Annotated in this window: 17 protein-coding genes and 1 tRNA gene; 3 read left to right on the top strand and 15 right to left on the bottom strand. The window is 32.1% G+C overall.

The genetic code is table 11. The features are described 5' to 3' along the window. Nucleotides 1-22 precede the first annotated feature (22 nt). From FBE87_RS02505 to alaS, 3 genes are read right to left on the bottom strand one after another with little or no spacing between them, the layout of a single operon-like run. Nucleotides 23-1,954, bottom strand: coding sequence for a penicillin-binding protein 1A (locus FBE87_RS02505; RefSeq protein ID WP_100621686.1), 1,932 nt, complete (start codon nt 1,952-1,954; stop codon nt 23-25). Then, entirely contained in the window at nt 1,951-2,502 is a 552-nt protein-coding gene (gene maf / locus FBE87_RS02500) for a septum formation inhibitor Maf (RefSeq protein WP_002855005.1), read from the bottom strand. The genes FBE87_RS02505 and maf overlap by 4 nt, the downstream gene beginning before the upstream one ends. Beyond that, on the bottom strand, nt 2,502-5,030 hold the full coding sequence (alaS, locus tag FBE87_RS02495) for an alanine--tRNA ligase (protein WP_052798258.1): 2,529 nt from the start codon (nt 5,028-5,030) through the stop codon (nt 2,502-2,504). Before alaS ends, maf begins: the two co-directional genes overlap by 1 nt. A 114-nt stretch (nt 5,031-5,144) precedes the next feature. On the opposite strand from alaS, the gene FBE87_RS02490 reads away from it, so the two are divergent. Genes FBE87_RS02490 through hemH form a run of 3 tightly spaced genes read left to right on the top strand, consistent with a single transcriptional unit; the run spans nt 5,145 to nt 7,997 of the window. Further along, nucleotides 5,145-6,218: a DegT/DnrJ/EryC1/StrS aminotransferase family protein gene (locus tag FBE87_RS02490; protein ID WP_002879275.1), complete on the top strand. Its 1,074-nt coding sequence runs from the start codon at nt 5,145-5,147 to the stop codon at nt 6,216-6,218. A gap of 4 nt (nt 6,219-6,222) precedes the next feature. Then, nucleotides 6,223-7,089 carry a Gfo/Idh/MocA family oxidoreductase gene (locus FBE87_RS02485; RefSeq protein WP_002858502.1) on the top strand — a complete coding sequence of 289 codons (867 nt, stop codon included), beginning with the start codon at nt 6,223-6,225 and terminating at the stop codon, nt 7,087-7,089. Further along, nucleotides 7,086-7,997, top strand: coding sequence for a ferrochelatase (gene hemH / locus FBE87_RS02480; protein WP_100621687.1), 912 nt, complete (start codon nt 7,086-7,088; stop codon nt 7,995-7,997). The genes FBE87_RS02485 and hemH overlap by 4 nt, the downstream gene beginning before the upstream one ends. 59 nt (nt 7,998-8,056) lie before the next feature. Here the strand turns inward: hemH and FBE87_RS02475 are convergent, their stop codons facing one another. The 12 genes from FBE87_RS02475 to rpsL all read right to left on the bottom strand — a co-directional run bounded on the left by FBE87_RS02475 (nt 8,057) and on the right by rpsL (nt 17,442). After that, entirely contained in the window at nt 8,057-9,292 is a 1,236-nt protein-coding gene (locus tag FBE87_RS02475; RefSeq protein ID WP_002780812.1) for an ammonium transporter, read from the bottom strand. 286 nt (nt 9,293-9,578) lie between these two features. Then, nucleotides 9,579-10,577 (bottom strand): tRNA 2-selenouridine(34) synthase MnmH, encoded by a 999-nt coding sequence (mnmH, locus tag FBE87_RS02470; protein ID WP_100621699.1) that lies wholly within the window; start codon nt 10,575-10,577, stop codon nt 9,579-9,581. Next, on the bottom strand, nt 10,567-11,052 hold the full coding sequence (locus FBE87_RS02465; protein WP_002873435.1) for an HIT domain-containing protein: 486 nt from the start codon (nt 11,050-11,052) through the stop codon (nt 10,567-10,569). Before FBE87_RS02465 ends, mnmH begins: the two co-directional genes overlap by 11 nt. 9 nt (nt 11,053-11,061) lie before the next feature. Beyond that, nucleotides 11,062-11,838 (bottom strand): indole-3-glycerol phosphate synthase TrpC, encoded by a 777-nt coding sequence (gene trpC, locus FBE87_RS02460; RefSeq protein WP_002868184.1) that lies wholly within the window; start codon nt 11,836-11,838, stop codon nt 11,062-11,064. Then, complete coding sequence (locus tag FBE87_RS02455) at nt 11,835-13,112, bottom strand: hypothetical protein (protein ID WP_002868185.1); 1,278 nt, start codon at nt 13,110-13,112, stop codon at nt 11,835-11,837. The genes trpC and FBE87_RS02455 overlap by 4 nt, the downstream gene beginning before the upstream one ends. Further along, on the bottom strand, nt 13,085-13,459 hold the full coding sequence (locus FBE87_RS02450) for a YkgJ family cysteine cluster protein (RefSeq protein WP_002864630.1): 375 nt from the start codon (nt 13,457-13,459) through the stop codon (nt 13,085-13,087). The genes FBE87_RS02455 and FBE87_RS02450 overlap by 28 nt, the downstream gene beginning before the upstream one ends. Beyond that, entirely contained in the window at nt 13,449-14,150 is a 702-nt protein-coding gene (locus FBE87_RS02445) for a tRNA1(Val) (adenine(37)-N6)-methyltransferase (RefSeq protein WP_002868186.1), read from the bottom strand. The genes FBE87_RS02450 and FBE87_RS02445 overlap by 11 nt, the downstream gene beginning before the upstream one ends. 5 nt (nt 14,151-14,155) lie before the next feature. Then, entirely contained in the window at nt 14,156-14,305 is a 150-nt protein-coding gene (locus tag FBE87_RS02440; RefSeq protein ID WP_002854981.1) for a hypothetical protein, read from the bottom strand. A gap of 17 nt (nt 14,306-14,322) precedes the next feature. Continuing rightward, nucleotides 14,323-14,399 (bottom strand) — tRNA-Arg (locus tag FBE87_RS02435). Between the two features lie 28 nt (nt 14,400-14,427). Then, nucleotides 14,428-16,503: an elongation factor G gene (gene fusA / locus FBE87_RS02430; protein ID WP_100621688.1), complete on the bottom strand. Its 2,076-nt coding sequence runs from the start codon at nt 16,501-16,503 to the stop codon at nt 14,428-14,430. Between the two features lie 12 nt (nt 16,504-16,515). After that, on the bottom strand, nt 16,516-16,986 hold the full coding sequence (rpsG, locus tag FBE87_RS02425) for a 30S ribosomal protein S7 (RefSeq protein WP_002779471.1): 471 nt from the start codon (nt 16,984-16,986) through the stop codon (nt 16,516-16,518). A 69-nt stretch (nt 16,987-17,055) separates the two neighbouring features. Beyond that, nucleotides 17,056-17,442, bottom strand: a complete 387-nt coding sequence (gene rpsL, locus FBE87_RS02420) for a 30S ribosomal protein S12 (protein ID WP_002782934.1) — start codon at nt 17,440-17,442, stop codon at nt 17,056-17,058. Between the last annotated feature and the right edge of the window lie 56 nt (nt 17,443-17,498).

The following is a 17,498-nucleotide window of genomic DNA, read 5'->3' as shown; positions in this document are numbered from 1 at the left end:
TTGAAAGTAGATCTTTCTACTTTCAAAATATAATCTCGCTTTCATTAAATTTCATATTTGCTTTTGGTAATGGTGATTTGGTGGTATAATAAGCACTTTCTCCTTTATAATTTCCACGATAAACTCCATTAGGAATGCTAAATTTTCTAGTTGTATCAGGGAATTTTTCTATATATTGAGTTAAAAATTCTCTAAACACAGGAGCAGCTGTTCTAGCCCCACCTTCTGTATAACGCATAGGCTTGTTGTTATCATTTCCATACCAAATGATTGCTTCTATTTCAGGCGTAAGTCCACAAAACCAAGCATCAACACTTTTATTCGTTGTTCCTGTTTTTCCTGCTATTTCTATATCTTTTACTCTTGCATTACGCCCTGTGCCTTTTTCAACAACATTTCTCATCATATCTAAAACCAGAAAACTTTGCGCTTCATCGCTGACTTTACGCTCATTTAAGTTAAATTCCATGATGGTTTTACCAGTTTTATCCTGAACTTGTCTGATAATTTGAGGATCTTTAATCGTACCATAGTTCCCAAACATGGTATAAAATTTCGAATACTCCAAAGGAGAAATACCAAAACTTCCCAATACGATTGATAAATTAGGCGGTATATCTTTAAATCCAAATTCCATTAGTTTAGAGTAAAGAACATCAAGCCCCATATCAAGTGCGAGATTAATGGTAGCTAAATTTCTTGATCTTGTTAAAGCTTCTTTTAAGGTAATTAAACCTAAAAATTTACCCCCTTCATTTTTAGGTTTCCAATCCTCATTATTACCCGCTCCACCTTCAAAAATTCTAGAAATATCAGCAATTTCACTCATAGGCGAATATCCTAAATTAATCGCCACTTGATACACAAAAGGTTTAAAAGAGCTTCCAGGTTGACGCATACTTTGAGTAGCGCGGTTATAATTACTTTTTTCATAATCAACTCCACCTACCAAAGCTAAAACATCACCACTTTGATGATTTACCACGACCATAGCTCCGTTTAAAGTGCTTAAATTTGCATCTTTATCGCGTTTTACTATCTCATCATAACCAAATTTTAAAGCATTCTGTGCCATATTTTGAACATCTAAGTCTATATTTAAAATGATTTTATATCCACCTGTTTTTAAGTCTTTGATATTAGGGCTTAATTGTTTAATCACTTCATCTACGACATAAGGAGCAGCATTTTGAGTAAGCGTATCATCATAAACTTGCGGAATTTCTTTAATGGCTGTATCATAATCTGCTTTTGAAATCCAACCTAGATTATACATTCTTGAAATAACATTATTTGCTCTTGAGATGGAAAGATCTAAATGCTTTGTAGGATCATAACTGCTAGGTGCTTTTGGCATACCTACTAGCATAGCAATCTCTTTAAGGCTTAGTTCATTTAAATTTTTATGAAAATACCCCAAAGCTGCGGTTTTTACTCCATAATACCCATGTCCAAAAAAGATAAAATTTAAATACCTTTCTAAAATTTGTTCCTTAGTTAAAATGGTTTCCATTTTATAAGCAAGCAAAGCTTCTCGAATTTTACGCGCAATAGTTCTTTCTGGGGTTAATTCCGTGTTTTTAATAAATTGCTGAGTAAGAGTGGAAGCTCCTTCCATGGTTTTTCCACCACTTTTTATAATTTTTACGGCAGCTCTAAAAATGGCGTCGATATTAACTCCATTATGTTCAAAAAAGCTTGTATCTTCTATAGCAACCAAAGCTTCTATAAGGCGTGGAGGAAGCTCTTCATAAGGAGCGTAAAAACGATGTTGTTCAAAAATATTAGCCACAAGCTTGCCATTTCTATCGTAAATTTGTGTTGTAAGAGGAGGTTTGTATTCTTTAAAAGTATAACCCTCAGTATCAGCACTTGTGAAAAGATAAGCCACATAAATAAATCCAGCTATAAACAAAAGAGTAAAAAATGAAAAAATATATTTTAATATTTTCATAAATAAGCCTTTAAAGTTTGGATATCAAGCCCTAAAGCAGTGCTTAGATTTCCTACTTGTTGGGTGATGAAATTTTGATGAAAACCCTCACACATAATACAACCCGCCTTGCCTTTATAAAGATCATTTTCTACATAATCTCTTAAAGCATTTTCATCAAAATTTTTAAAATAAAGTGTAGTTTTTGAAAGAGAAAAAACTCTTTTTTCAGGTTTTACAAGCAAAAAAGCCGATAAAATACTTGCATACTTTCCATTTTGCAAGGCAAGCATTTCATAAGCTTCTTTTTTATCCTTTGCTTTGGTAAGAATTTTTTCATCTATACAAACTATACTATCTGCAAAAAGCAAATTTTGGTTTTGAAAATCTTTGCCTAAAGTACTTAAAAATTGTCTTTCTTTTTCAAGAACTATTTTTTGAACATATAAAAAAGGTGAAATATTTTTATTTAAATTTTCATCATAATCAAAACTAACTTGCCTAAAATCAATCTTTGCGGTTTTAAGCAAGTTAGCTCTTGAAATGGAACTTGAAGCAAGAATTAACATTAAAGTGCTTTTTCTATCGTTTCTAAGCTTTGTTTTAAAGCTTCATTGATTTTGCTTAAATCTTTTCCACCTGCAGTAGCAAAATCATCTCTTCCGCCACCATTTCCACCTAAAATTTGCGCCGCTTCTTTAACCAAAGCTCCTGCTTTTAAAGGCACATCTTTAACGCCAGCTGCTAAAGTGATTTTTTCATCTTTTACTTGGATAAGTAAAATCACCGCTTTAGCAAATTTGTTTTTAAAATCATCAATCATAGCTTTAATATCGCCATTATCTATACGTTTTACGCAAATTTCAACACCTTGGATATTTTTAGAATCAAGCTCGGTTTTACTTGAATTTTTAAGCTCATTTTTTAAACTTAAAATTTCATTTTTAAGCTTTTTAATCCCGCTTAAAATATCATTATTTTTAAGTTCATCTTTTACTTTAGAAAGTTCTTCGAGTTGATTTTTTACAAATTCTAAAGCCGCTTTAGAAACCACAGCTTCAATACGTCTAACTCCAGCACTCACACCACTTTCTTTAACTATGTAAAAACTTCCTATTTGAGCAGTATTTTTAACATGAGTTCCCCCGCAAAGTTCTTTGCTTTCACCTAGAGTTAAAACACGCACATTGCCTTGGTATTTTTCATTAAACAATGCTATAGCACCGCTTTTTTTAGCTTCTTCTAAAGGCATATTTTCTAAGATAGCTTCGCTTGAGTTTATAATCATTTTATTGACTCTTTTTTCAATGTTTTCTAGCTCTTCTTTGTTTAAAGCTTTATGATGAGTAAAATCAAATCTTAGTTTATTGCTTTCAACCAAAGATCCTGCTTGGCTTACATGAGAACCTAAAATTTCTCTTAAAGCATGATGTAAAAGATGAGTGGCTGAGTGGTGGCGTGCGATTTGCTCTCTTTTTTCTGTATCGATTCTTGCATGAACTATATCGTTAACTTTTAGTTCTTCGCCTGCTTTTATAAAGCTAAGATTGAGATTAAAAAACTTTTGCGTATCTAAAACTTCACGCTTAGCTATAAATCCACTATCAGCACTTTGCCCCCCACTTGTTGCATAAAAAGGTGTGTTTTCAAGCATCACCCAACCCGCATCTTTAAGGGTGGAAACTTCTTTAAAATCTTCATCTAAAAGGGCTAAAATTTTACTTTCGCATTCTGCTTTTTCATAACCTACGAAATGATTTTCTCCAAATTTTTCAAGTAAGTTTTTAAAATCTCCGCTTGCAGTTTTATCTCCACTTCCTTTCCAAGAAGCCTTAGCGCGTGCTTTTTGCTCATTCATGAAAAGTTCAAATTTTTCTTCATCAACTTTAAGATTTTTTTCTCTTAGCATATCAGCCGTTAAATCAAGCGGAAAACCATAAGTATCATAAAGCTTAAAGGCTACTTCTCCGCTAAAAATTTCTTTAGTGTTTTTAAGCTCTTCATTAAAAATTTCAATCCCATTTTCTATAGTGCTTAAAAATCTTTCTTCTTCAAGGCGAATTTGTTCTTTTATAAAGTCTTTTTTCTCATTAAGATAGGTATAATGTCCGCCCATTAAATCGCACACAACATCAACTAGTTTATACATAAAAGCTTGTTTAAAACCTAGCAAATATCCATGCCTTAAAGCACGACGCAAAATACGACGCAAAACATAACCCCTACCTTCTTTATCAAAACTTACCCCTTGTGCAAGTAAAAATACACTTGATCTTATATGATCAGCTATGACTCTAAAACTTGCTCCACTTTCATAAACATAAGTTTTGTTACAAAGTTTTGAAATTTCATTGATGATTGGCATAAAAAGCGAGCTATCAAAATTGCTAAATTTACCTTCTTTAATTGCTGTTACTCTTTCAAGCCCCATTCCTGTATCAATACTTGGCTTTGGCAGTGGGCTAAGCACTCCATCAGCACTTCTTTCATATTGCATAAAAACAAGATTCCAGATTTCTAAAAATCTATCTCCATCTCCGCCCATATAATCTTCGCTTGAGTTAAAATGCTCTTGTCCTTGGTCATAAAAAATCTCACTGCAAGGACCACAAGGACCAGTATCGCCCATTTGCCAGAAGTTATCTTTATCACCAAATTTGTAAATTCTTTCTTTTTGAATGTGTTTTTGCCATAGATTAAAAGCTTCATCATCGTTTTCATGCACAGTTACATAAAGTCTATCTTTAGGTAGTTTTAAAACTTCAGTTACAAATTCCCAAGCATAAGCTATGGCTTGTTCTTTAAAATAATCTCCAAAACTAAAATTCCCAAGCATTTCAAAAAAAGTATGATGGCGTGCGGTATATCCTACATTATCTAAGTCATTGTGCTTTCCACCCGCTCTTATACAAGTTTGACAGCTTGTTTTGCGTGGAGGGTTTGGGCGTGGAATTTCTCCTGTAAATATACTTTTAAAAGGCACCATACCCGCATTGGTAAAAAGTAAAGTTGCATCATCAGGAACTAAAGGACTTGACGGGGTTATCTCATGTCCTTTTGATGCAAAAAAATCCAAATAAGCTTTTCTGATATCCATGAATTTTCCTAAAGAAATTTTTATAAAAACATATCATACCAAAATTACTTTAAATTAAGTAAAACTAAAATACAATAAACATTTTTATTTAATTTTATTTCTCTAAGGTTTTTTATGAATTTTATCAATCTTCAAGCCCAATATCTCGCATACAAAGATGAAATCAATGCTGAAATTGAAAGCGTTTTATCAAGCTCTTCTTTCATAGGCGGTGCAAAGCTTAACGAATTTGAGCAAAATTTAGCTCATTTCTTAGGTGTTAAACACGCTATAGGTTGCTCAAGTGGAACTAGTGCTTTATACCTTGCCTTAAGAGTCTTAGATATTGGTAAAGATGATGAAGTTATAGTGCCTAGTTTTACTTTCATAGCAACAGCTGAAGTTGTGGCCTTGGTAGGTGCAAAACCTGTTTTTGCAGATATAAATTTATCAAATTACAATCTTGATTTTAAAGCAGTGCAAAAAGCAATAACTTCAAAAACTAAAGCTGTTATAGCAGTGAGTATGTTTGGACAAATGAGTGATTTAAGGGCTTTAGAAGAAATTTTAAAAGATAAAAATATCACTTTGATCGAAGATGGTGCACAAAGTTTTGGCGCAAGTTTCAAAGGAGAAAAATCCTGCTCTATAGCTAAAATTTCATGCACAAGCTTTTTTCCTTCGAAGCCTTTGGGAGCTTATGGCGATGGCGGGGCTATTTTTTGCCATGATGATGAAATTGCTAAAAAAATAAGAATTTTACTCAATCACGGACAAACTCAGCGTTATAAACATGAATTTATAGGTATAAATGGACGCCTTGACACCTTACAAGCAGCGATTTTAAATGTTAAGTTAAAATACCTAGAAAAAGAATTAGACAAAAGACAAAAATTAGCACAAATTTATAATGCAAATTTAAAAAACTGTCAAATTCCACAAATTAATCCAAATGCTTTTAGCGCTTATGCACAATACAGTGTTTTAGTTGAAGATAGAGCTAGTGTATTGCAAAAATTTGAAAAAGCTAATATACCTTATGCTATACACTATCCAACCCCTTTGCATAAACAACCTTGCTTTAGTGAGTTTTCAAATTTAGAACTTAAAAATTCAGAATACGCAAGCGAACACATCTTATCTTTGCCTTTTTCACCTTTTTTAAGTGAAGAAGAGCAAGAGCAAGTTATTTGTATTTTTAAAGATTAATTCCATGAAAATAGGTATCATAGGTCTTGGAAAAATGGGGCAAAACCACTTAAATGAACTTAGTAAAAATTCTCATTTTAAACTTAATGCACTTTTTGACCTTTGCAAAAATCCAAACCTAAATATTTTTGATGATATTTTTTATGATGATTTGGATAAATTTTTAAATCAAAATAATGATATTATCATCATAGCAACACCTACAAATTCACATTTAACAATAGCAAAAAAAGTTTTTAAACAATGCAAATGCGTTTTAATCGAAAAGCCTTTAGCTCTAAATTTAAAAGAAATAGACGAAATTTCAAATTTAGCTAAAGAATACAGCATAAAAGTAGGTGTAGGTTTTTGTGAAAGATTTAATCCTGCGGTTTTAGCCCTAAAAAAAGAGCTTGAAAATGAAGAAATTATCAGCATTAACATACAAAGATTTTCACCCTACCCACAAAGAATCAGCGATGTAGGGATTTTGCAAGATTTGGCTGTGCATGATCTTGATTTGCTTTGTTTTTTAAGCAAACAAGAAATAACAAAAACCAATTTGCTTAAAAAATACACCCAAGATCAAACAAGAGAAAGTGAAAGCATTATTCTATGTGGGCTTGAAAAATGTATTGCTAGCATACATCAAAGTTGGAATAGCACACAAAAACTAAGAAAAATTCATCTTATTACTAAAAATCATTTTTATGAAGCCAATTTAAATGACTTTTCTTTATTAAAAGATGGAAATTTTATAGAACTTACTCAACAAAGTCCACTTTTTTCAGAACACGAAGCTTTGTTAAAACTTATCGATAATCAACCCAATCATTTAGCCAGCACGAGCGATGCTTACAAAGTTCAAGAAATTTTAGAAAGGTTTGCGTGAAATTAGTTTTATTTTTAAATATGGGCGGAGCTACGAATTTACAAGATTGTGAAGTTTTTTTAAAAAATATGTTTAATGATCCTTATATTTTAAGAATCAAAAATCGATTTTTAAGAAAATTTGTAGCATGGATCATAACAAAGGCTCGCGTTAAAGCCATGCAAGAAAACTATAAAAAAATGGGCGGAAAATCCCCTTTAAACGAACTTACTCAAAGCCTGTGTGACAAGCTTAATTTAAAACAAGATGAATTTAAATTTGATTTTGTAAATCTTTATGTTCCTCCTTTTGCCACAGAAATTTTGCAAAAATACACTTTAAATGCAAGTGATGAAATCATTCTTTTTCCACTTTATCCGCACCATTCTTGCACCACAGTAACTTCATCTTTAGAAGTTCTGCAAAATGAAATTTCAAAGCAAAAAATTCAAGCAAAAGTAAAAACTATAGATATTTTTTACAAAAATGAGCTTTATAACGAGATGATAGTTTCGCACATTTTGGCTAAAAAAAGTAAATTTGATGCCAAAATTTTGATTTTTTCAGCGCATTCTTTACCACAAAGCATTATTGATAAAGGTGATTTATATGAAAAGCATGTAAATGATCATGTAGAAATTTTAAAAGAAAAGCTAAAAGATCATTTTGATGAATTTATTTTAGCTTATCAGTCTAAACTAGGCCCTGTAAAATGGCTTGAACCAAATACAAGCGATGTTTTGGCAAATTTAAACGATAAAGCTCTGATTTACCCTATTTCTTTTTGCATTGATTGTTCTGAAACGATTTTTGAGCTAGGTATGGAGTATAAACATTTAGCAAAGTGCGATTATGATTTAATCACTTGCCCAAATGATAGTGATGAATTTATCCACTTTATTTTAAAGTATTTGTCTGATTTTAATTAAGAATGATTTTGAAGTCCTTGTTTATGATTACAAGGACTTTTTAGTAAAAATTTAGCCAACTAAGCTAAAGTATAAGCTTTTTCTCCGTGCAAACTCACATCTAAGCCTTTTTGCTCTACTTCTTCTTTTACTCTTAAGTCTGTAAAACAAGAGATAATCTTAAAAATAACAAAGCTTATAAGAGCTGACAAAACCACACAAATCACAATAGCAAAAATTTGCTCTTTTAAAAGTTCCAAACTTCCGCTGATAAAAAATCCCTCGCCAAGTGCATTTTGGGCAATCACATTAGGATTTACTTTAGCACTTGCAAAAAGCCCTGTGGCAATTCCTCCCCAAATACCTCCGATTCCATGTAAAGAAAAGGCATCTAAAGAATCATCCCATTTGAGTTTGTATTTAATAAAACTTAAACCAAAATAACAAAACACAGAAGACAAAGTCCCTATAACAAGAGAAGCATAAATATCTACATAACCGCAAGCTGGAGTAATTCCCACAAGCCCTGCTACAAGCCCACTAAGTCCACCTAAAATAGTCGGTTTTTTATGGATGAGCCACTCAAGTACCACCCAAGATAAAAAGCCGCAAGCTGCTGATATAATACTTACTATAAAAGCATTGATAGCAATATCATTCATTTCGCCAGCACTTCCAGCATTAAAACCTAACCATCCTATAAAAAGCAAAATCGCACCTAAGAAAGCATAAGGAATAGAATGCGCGTTTTTATCCTCATCATCACTTTTTCTAGCGCCTACCATCAAAGCTCCTACAAGTCCAGCAACCCCAGAGCTAATATGCACAACACCGCCCCCAGCAAAATCAAGACTTCCTCTTTTAAGCAAAAATCCCTCACTGCTCCAAATCATATGTGCTAACACATCATAAACTAAAGTACTCCAAAAAAGTAGAAATATCACCAAAACACCCAGTTTAATTCTTCCCACCAAAGAGCCTGTTATGATGGCAGATGCAATAAGTGCAAACATCATTTGAAAAATCACAAAAAGAATATTTGGAACGCCTGAAGCGTTGTATCCGCTAATACCCTCTAAGAGGAAATTCTCGAAATTTCCTACAAGCCCAAGTCCTTCATCTTTACCAAAAGAAAGACTAAATCCAAGCACTACCCATTGTAAAGTAATAACACCAAAAACAATAAAGCAATTCATTATAGTATTAAGAGTATTTTTACTTCTTACCATACCTGAATAAAACATTGCCAAAGCTGGAGTCATAAGCAAAACTAGCAAAGTACACAACACAATAAAACTTGAATTTATCGCATTCATTTACCTGTCCTTTCTTACAAAAATTTAATTGCGAGATAATTATATTTAAAATGATTTAAAAAAATATAAATTTAAGAAATATTTTATATATTTTTTTTATTAAAATTTATTTTTTTATCTTAAATTACTATAAATAGGTATTTTAAAAAATATTTTACTTCTCTATAATTCAAATTTACTAGCATTAAAATAAAAATTTGAGCCAAGTTAAAAAACAACAAAGATAAAAAGGATTATTACAAGATGATGAAGAAAAAATTTGATTATTTAATAAAATTATCTGATATTAAAAAAGTAATTGTGCTTTAAAATGATCTAAAAGCTCTTCTTTAGCTTTTAAAATATCATCAGTATTTAACTCAAGATCAATCTTATCTGGTTTTTTATAAGTTTTATCATAATACTCCAAAAGCATAACAATAAGCTTTTGCCATTCTTTTCTCTCATAACTTTGAAGCAAATCTTGGCGTAAATTTAAGCTGATATAAGGACTGATTTTTTGCACACATTGTTGAAATTTCAAAGGAGTCATTTTTTCTTGATAAATTTTTTGTATTCTTCTAACGCGATTTTCCAAAGAACAAAAACAATAAATTTTAAAAGCCTTTTGCATTTTTTCATAAAATTTCAAAGGTAAGATAATATCCCCTATTTTGCGACTTTCGCTTTCTATGAAAGCAAAATTTTCTAAATTTTGAATATTGTGAAAAAATTCTGCTTCAAAAGCTTTTTGCGTAGGTTGTTTTCCTAAAATATCACCAAAAGACGAGCCTAAATGATTTGCCATTTTTTCTAAATTTATAGCTTGTGGGAGTTGTTCTAAAAGCTCTGTTTTTCCACAACCTGTATTACCACAAAGAGCAAAAAAATCAAAATTTATTTCATTTTCGAAATAATGCGTTACAAAAGTTCTATAAGCTTTAAACCCACCTTTTAAACGCACCACCCTAAAGCCAAGCTCACTTAAAATCACTGCGATAGACTTTGAACGCAAACCCCCACGAGAACAATAAATCCCCACCTTTTCTCCTATACGAAAATTTTGAGTGATTTCTAATATATGCTTAGCGGTATTTTGACAAATATAACTCGCACCCATAGCCTTAGCTAAAGCTTGATTTTTCTTATAAATTGTTCCTATTTCTTGATATTCTTCATCATTGAGTGCATAAAAATTTAAAGCTCCTATCAAGTGAGAATGCAAAAATTCTCTAGGGCTTCTTGCATCGATTAAAAGAGAGAAATTTTCTTTTTGAAACTCTACAAATTCAACTTCACTGAGCATTTTTAAAAGCCAAAACAAGTTTTTGATAAACTTGCTCTATATTAGCGCCACAAACCCTAGTTTCTCCTATGGTTGTGATAAAATTTGTATCTCCTGACCAGCGTGGCACTAGATGATAATGACAATGAAAAGCTATGCCAGCTCCTGCATCCTTGCTTAAATTCATACCGATATTCACTCCATTTGCATGAATTTGCTCTTTTAAAATTTTTACCCCCAAACGCACAAAATAACTCATTTCTTGCCAAATTTCATCACTTAAATTTTCTATATGTTCTTCATGTATATAAGGAATCACCATAAAATGCCCTGCAGAATAAGGATAGCGGTTCATCACTCCAAAACAATGCTTTGCTCTAAAAATCACGCCTAATTCTTCATCGCTTTTGATCTTATTAGCACAATCACAAAATGGACAAATGCTTTTTTCTTTTTCAAAATACTTACTCCGCCATGGTGCATACAAATACTGCATTTTCCCTCCTTAAAGCAAAGCTTTTAAAGCCTTTCCTTCATCTTTTTCGCGCATAAAATATTCGCCGATTAAAAAAGCATCAACGCCTAAATTTTGCAAATGCTCTAAAAATTCTTTATTTTCTAAACCACTTTCTGCGATGATGATTTTTGAATTTGGGATTTGTGGGATAAGTTTTTCGCACAAACTCATATCCATAGTAAAATCCTCTAAATTACGATGATTGATACCAATGATATCCGCTCCAGCAAAAATAGCCTTACTCAAATCCTCTTTATCATGAATTTCAACCAAAGCCTCAAGACCTAAATGTCTTGCAAACTCAAGCAGTTTTTTAAGCTCTTTCATGCTTAGCATTTTAGCGATTAATAATACAAAATCCGCCCCATAAACCAAAGCTTCTAAAATTTGATACTCATCAAAGATAAAATCTTTTCTAAGTAAAGGAATTTGCGTATAACGGCGTATAAGACTTAAGTATTCTAAAGAACCTTTAAAAAAATGCGGCTCAGTTAAAACAGAAATCGCCGCAGCTTTGTTCTTCTCATAATTTAAAGCGATACTCAAAGGATCAAAGTCTTCTCTAATGACTCCCTTGCTAGGGCTTGCTTTTTTTACTTCTGCTATGATTTTAACTTCTTTTTCTACTCTTTTTAAAGCCTTAATCACATCTTTTGGAAAGAAAGGATTTGAAGCTAAAGAACGCCCTAACGTATCATAAGGAAGTTTTAGTTTGCGTTCTTTTAAATCTTCTTTTGTTTTTTCAAAAATTTTATCCAATATCATGGTTTTATACACGCCTTTATCGCTTTTATATGAGCTTTGCTCTCATCAGAATTTGCAAATTCTTTATCATCTAATGTTTGTTTTAAAATTTCCCATGCTTGCTTACAATCGCCTAGTTTATAATACCCCCAAGCTAAAGAATCTAAATAATACAAATTCTGTGGATCTTTTTCTAAGGCAAGTTTCACAAGCTCTATACCTTTTTTAACATCTAAATCATAATCTATAAGCAAATATCCATAGTAGTTTAAATACAAAGCATTGCTATCTTTATCGATAACCTGTTCGAATTTTTCTTTTACAGAATCAATTACTTTTGGAGTGATTTTTTTAGCTTCATTTGCAGCTTCAAATTCAAAAACTGCCGCTCGTAGAAGATATTCTTTATTTTTTGTTTTATGATAAAGAGCTAAACTCATTTTTTTAGCATCATCAAAGCGTTTTAAATTCTGATACAAAGCGAGTTTAATGTCATCATCTAAATCATACTGCAAAGAAATTTTTAAAGCTTCTTCTGTTTTGCCTTGAGAATTTAAAAGCTCAACTAAAGCCAATACAAAACTTTTATTTTTGGTAAGTTGATAAAGCTCTTTATATATACTTTTTAAAGCTTCGATATTTTTTTCATCAAAATAAATTTTAGCAAGCAAGACGCAAGTTTTGAGAGTGCAACCATTGGTTTTTCTTGAAAATTCTAAAACATTTTTAATATTTAAAGTATCATTCAAAATCGCATAAATTCCTATGAGTTTAAATAAAATTTCTTCATTTTGCACTTGATTATAAGCAGATCTATAGTATTTTGTAGCATTTTTTAAATCATTTTTTTTAACCAAAATATCTCCGTAAAGCTCTAAATTTCTAGGATCACTATCCTTTTTTGTTAAAAGCTCTTTCATAAGTTTTTGAGCATTGTTGATATCATTTGAATTTAAAGCATAAAGAGCACTAAGTCGCTTAAGATTGTCATTTTGATTTAAATAAGGCTTTGCTAGATTATCTAACTCTGCTTGCTTGTCAAGATTGTTTACTAAAGTAAGTAAAAATGCATTTTCTAAAAAATTAGTATTATTATAATCTTGATAAAGACTTAAAAATTCATCTCTGGCTTCTTTGTATTGTTTATAATACTCATAATTATAAGCCTTCATAACCCTTAAATCAAAATCATTGCTTTTATATTTTGTATAATCAGGATAAACAACATTGATTTTTGAACTTCCACAAGCTGCCAAAAAAAAGGCTGCTAAGACAAATAACAAATACCTATACATTCTTTTTCTAATTCCTTTTGATGTGTTTTAAAATATTCCCAAAATGGAAAAGTTCTGCATTGTTTTGGACGAAAATCGTAGATACTACAATTTCTTTTTTGAGTATCAAAAAAAATGCAAGCAAAACCATCTTCACATTCGACTTCCTTAAAACTCATTTTAAAGCCCACTTTTCTCAAGTATTTTTCAGCAAATTCTTTGCTTTCTAAATTTAAATGCTTTCTTAATACTTCTAATTCTTCCTTGCTTGCAAAAATATTGCCACTTTCTCCAGTGCAACACTTTCCACCGCATTTCTCACAAGCATTTTCATCAAAAGCATAAGAAAAATTTTTATCAAATATCATAACTTTTTAACCTAAATCTTAAGTGAATTTCTTGCATTTGTTTGCTTAAAATTTCATTTTCATATACAAAAAAAGGAGGTAAAATCTCACAAGGCGATTTTGAACCTTTTTTTACCTGTATCAAAACAAGTCTTGCTTTTTTGCTTTGATATGTATGTACAAAGCAAAGCTTTGTTATTTTCATTTTCATATCTTTTAAAATAAAACAAATTTCATCTAAAGCTAAAGCTTCATAGCAAAAATACAAAGTACCATTTGGCTTAAGCATAGAATTTGTTTTAGCTAAAAAGCTATGCAAGGGTAAAAATTCCTGAAATTTACTTATAGCTTTATGCTGATCTTCACTCTTGTAAGCTCCTTGTCTATAAAATGGAGGATTGCAAACTATGAAGTCAAATTTTTTTATGATTTGAAATTGATTAAAATCATCATGAAAAATATCGCCTTGTATTTTGTTGGATTTTAAATTTTTTTCAATCAATTCTATATTTTCTTTTTGAATATCAATCAAAGATAAACTTAAATTTGCAATATTTTTTTTAAGTAAAATACCTATGATACCACAGCCCGCACCTACATCAAAAACAGCGCCTTTAATTCCTTGTTTTAAAATAAAATCAGCTAAAATTAAAGAATCACTATTGTAACGATACCCTTGTGATAATTGTGCTAGCGTAATCAGATCTGACATATATTTTAATGCGTTGGAATTTTAATGCGTTTTGGAGATTGTTCTTTAAATATATTTCGTTCTTTTGTTATATTATTATCTTCTTTAAAATTTACTGGGCTTTGTGCTGCCAAAAAAGAAATTACAAAAGTTATAAAAAAAGCAATTTTTATCATAATAACACCCCATAAAATGGTGTCCACGGCGAGATTCGAACTCACGGCCTCAAAATTAGGAATTTTGCGCTCTATCCTGCTGAGCTACGAGGACAGAAAGCGGGAAAAATCCCGCTAAAAATTTAACCGTTTCTTTTTTTGATGATTTCATCCGCAACATTTTTAGGAACTTCATCATAGTGATCAAATTCCATAGAATAAGTCGCACGACCTTGAGTTTGACTTCTAAGATCAGTAGAATAACCAAACATTTCAGCCAAAGGACAAAATGCTGTGATGATTTTATTTCCACCACGCTCATCCATGCTATTTACTTGACCACGGCGTTTGTTAAGATCTCCAATAACATCACCCATGTAATCTTCAGGAGTTTCTACTTCAACTTTCATCATAGGCTCTAAGATCACAGCACCTGCTTTTCTAGCACCTTCTTTAAAGCCCATAGAAGCAGCAAGTTTAAACGCCATCTCAGATGAATCCACCTCGTGATAACTTCCATCATAAACAGTTACTTTAACATCTTCCACAGGATAACCTGCTAAAACACCATTTTGTAATGCTTCTTGAACACCTTTATCAACTGCAGGAATGTATTCTTTTGGAATTACTCCACCTTTGATATCATTAACAAATTCATATCCACTACCTGGCTCAAGTGGTTCAAGGCGTAAGAATACATGTCCATACTGACCACGACCACCTGATTGTTTAGCGTATTTGTATTCTTGTTCAACAGTTTTTCTAATAGTTTCGCGATAAGCAACTTGTGGTTGACCTACTTCAGCTTCAACTTTAAATTCACGAAGCATTCTATCAACGATAATTTCAAGGTGTAACTCACCCATACCTGAAATGATAGTTTGGCCACTTTCTTCATCTGTAGAAACTCTAAAACTTGGATCTTCTTGTGCTAATTTATTTAAAGCAATAGACATTTTTTCTTGATCTGCTTTAGTTTTTGGCTCAACTGCAACAGAAATAACTGGATCTGGAAAATCCATTCTTTCAAGGATTACCTTATCTTTTTCACTTACAAGAGTATCCCCTGTTAAAGTATCTTTAAGTCCTACAACAGCACCAATTTCGCCTGCGTAAAGCACTTTAATCTCTTCTCTTTTGTTAGAGTGCATTTTTAACAAACGACCAATTCTTTCTTTTTTATCTTTAGTTGAGTTATAAGCATAAGAACCACTTTCTAAACAACCGCGATAAACACGCACGAAAGTAAGTTGTCCTACAAATGGATCTGTCATAATTTTAAATGCAAGTCCTGCAAACTCGCCATCATCAGTTGATTTTACAGAAACTTCTGTGCCATCTTCATATTCACCCTTGATATTTGCCACTTCATCAGGAGCTGGTAAATAAGCCACAACAGCATCAAGTAAAGGTTGAATCCCTTTATTTTTAAACGCTGTACCGCAAAGCATAGGAACGATAGAAAGACTTAAACATCCTGCTTTAATCCCTGTTTTAATCTCTTCAAGGCTTAATTCTTCTCCGCCTAAATATTTTTCCATCAACTCATCTGAAGTTTCAGAAACTGCTTCTATCATTTTTGTGCGATATTCTTCTGCCTTTTCTTTAAGTTCAGCTGGAATTTCTTTTTCTACATAATCCGTTGGCTTAGTATCATCTTCCCAAACTAAAGCTTTCATAGTTACAAGATCGATTACGCCTTTAAAATTATCCTCAGCACCGATTGGAATTTGAAGTGGAACTGGATTAGCTTTTAAACGGTTGCGAATTTGATCTTCTACATTGTAGAAATTTGCACCGATTCTATCCATTTTGTTTACAAATACTATTCTTGGAACACCATATTTATTTGCTTGTCTCCAAACTGTTTCACTTTGAGGCTGCACCCCACCCACTGAACAAAATACCGCAACAGCACCATCAAGAACACGCATAGATCTTTCAACTTCAATTGTAAAATCCACGTGGCCTGGAGTGTCAATAAGATTGATTTGATGATCTTTCCAAAAACAAGTTGTAGCCGCAGAAGTGATAGTAATCCCGCGCTCTTTCTCTTGTTCCATCCAGTCCATAGTTGCAGCACCATCATGAACTTCACCGATTTTATGACTCATACCTGTAAAGAAAAGAATTCTTTCAGATGTAGTCGTTTTACCCGCATCAATGTGAGCAGCAATACCGATATTTCTAACTTTTTTTAAAGGAGTACTTCTTGACATACACACTCCTTCTTACCAACGATAGTGAGCAAATGCTTTATTTGCTTCAGCCATTTTATAAGTATCTTCTTTCTTCTTAAATGAAGCACCTTTGCTATTTGCTGCATCTAAAAGCTCAGCTGCAAGTTTATCAATCATAGTTCTTTCGCTTCTTTTTCTTGCAAAAGAAATAATCCAACGAATCGCCAAAGCTTGTTGTCTAGCAGGACGAACTTCAACTGGAACTTGATAAGTTGCACCACCTACACGACGAGATTTTACTTCTAATAAAGGCTTAATATTTTCAATCGCATCATTAAAAATATCAATACCTTTTTTCTCGCCACCTTTTTTATCAATAGCTTCCAAAGCACCATACATAATTGTTGTAGCTGTGCTTTTTTTACCATCATACATTAAAGAATTAATAAATTTTGTGATTACTTTATTACCATAAATCGGATCAGGCAAGACTTCTCTTACCGGAGCTTTTCTTCTTCTCATTATTTTTCCTTCAAATTTTAAATTTTACTCAAACAAAATCAAATCTAACGGATTTGTCTGTATGAATGATTATTTTGCAGCGCCTGCTTTAGGACGTTTAGCACCATATTTAGAACGAGAAACTGTTCTTTTTGCAACACCTGCTGTATCAAGAGCACCACGAACGATGTGATATTTAACCCCTGGTAAGTCTTTTACCCTACCACCACGCACTAAAACAATGCTGTGTTCTTGCAAGTTATGACCTTCACCGCCGATATAGCTGATCACTTCAAAGCCACTAGTAAGTCTTACTTTGGCAACTTTTCTTAACGCTGAGTTTGGTTTTTTAGGTGTTGTAGTATAAACCCTAGTGCAAACTCCCCTTCTTTGTGGACAATTTTTAAGCGCTGGAGATTTAGATTTTTCTAAAACTTTTTTGCGCTCTTTTCTAACCAATTGATTTATGGTAGGCACAATAATTCCTTTCTTTAAAAATGTAATAAACTTTGGATGATATCTAAAATTTACTT

Origin of the sequence: Campylobacter sp. CFSAN093246 (assembly GCF_012889415.1) — a bacterium.
GTDB classification, from domain to species: domain Bacteria; phylum Campylobacterota; class Campylobacteria; order Campylobacterales; family Campylobacteraceae; genus Campylobacter_D; species Campylobacter_D jejuni.
This window is presented reverse-complemented; position numbering and strand designations above follow the sequence as displayed.

Excerpts from the sequence above, each read along its gene's own strand:
- FBE87_RS02505 (WP_100621686.1), bottom strand. The coding sequence starts at position 1,954 with ATGAAAATATTAAAATATATTTTTTCATTTTTTACTCTTTTGTTTATA.
- maf (WP_002855005.1), bottom strand. The coding sequence starts at position 2,502 with ATGTTAATTCTTGCTTCAAGTTCCATTTCAAGAGCTAACTTGCTTAAA.
- alaS (WP_052798258.1), bottom strand. The coding sequence starts at position 5,030 with ATGGATATCAGAAAAGCTTATTTGGATTTTTTTGCATCAAAAGGACAT.
- FBE87_RS02490 (WP_002879275.1), top strand. The coding sequence starts at position 5,145 with ATGAATTTTATCAATCTTCAAGCCCAATATCTCGCATACAAAGATGAA.
- FBE87_RS02485 (WP_002858502.1), top strand. The coding sequence starts at position 6,223 with ATGAAAATAGGTATCATAGGTCTTGGAAAAATGGGGCAAAACCACTTA.
- FBE87_RS02475 (WP_002780812.1), bottom strand. The coding sequence starts at position 9,292 with ATGAATGCGATAAATTCAAGTTTTATTGTGTTGTGTACTTTGCTAGTT.
- mnmH (WP_100621699.1), bottom strand. The coding sequence starts at position 10,577 with ATGCTCAGTGAAGTTGAATTTGTAGAGTTTCAAAAAGAAAATTTCTCT.
- FBE87_RS02465 (WP_002873435.1), bottom strand. The coding sequence starts at position 11,052 with ATGCAGTATTTGTATGCACCATGGCGGAGTAAGTATTTTGAAAAAGAA.
- trpC (WP_002868184.1), bottom strand. The coding sequence starts at position 11,838 with ATGATATTGGATAAAATTTTTGAAAAAACAAAAGAAGATTTAAAAGAA.
- FBE87_RS02455 (WP_002868185.1), bottom strand. The coding sequence starts at position 13,112 with ATGTATAGGTATTTGTTATTTGTCTTAGCAGCCTTTTTTTTGGCAGCT.
- FBE87_RS02450 (WP_002864630.1), bottom strand. The coding sequence starts at position 13,459 with ATGATATTTGATAAAAATTTTTCTTATGCTTTTGATGAAAATGCTTGT.
- FBE87_RS02445 (WP_002868186.1), bottom strand. The coding sequence starts at position 14,150 with ATGTCAGATCTGATTACGCTAGCACAATTATCACAAGGGTATCGTTAC.
- FBE87_RS02440 (WP_002854981.1), bottom strand. The coding sequence starts at position 14,305 with ATGATAAAAATTGCTTTTTTTATAACTTTTGTAATTTCTTTTTTGGCA.
- fusA (WP_100621688.1), bottom strand. The coding sequence starts at position 16,503 with ATGTCAAGAAGTACTCCTTTAAAAAAAGTTAGAAATATCGGTATTGCT.
- rpsG (WP_002779471.1), bottom strand. The coding sequence starts at position 16,986 with ATGAGAAGAAGAAAAGCTCCGGTAAGAGAAGTCTTGCCTGATCCGATT.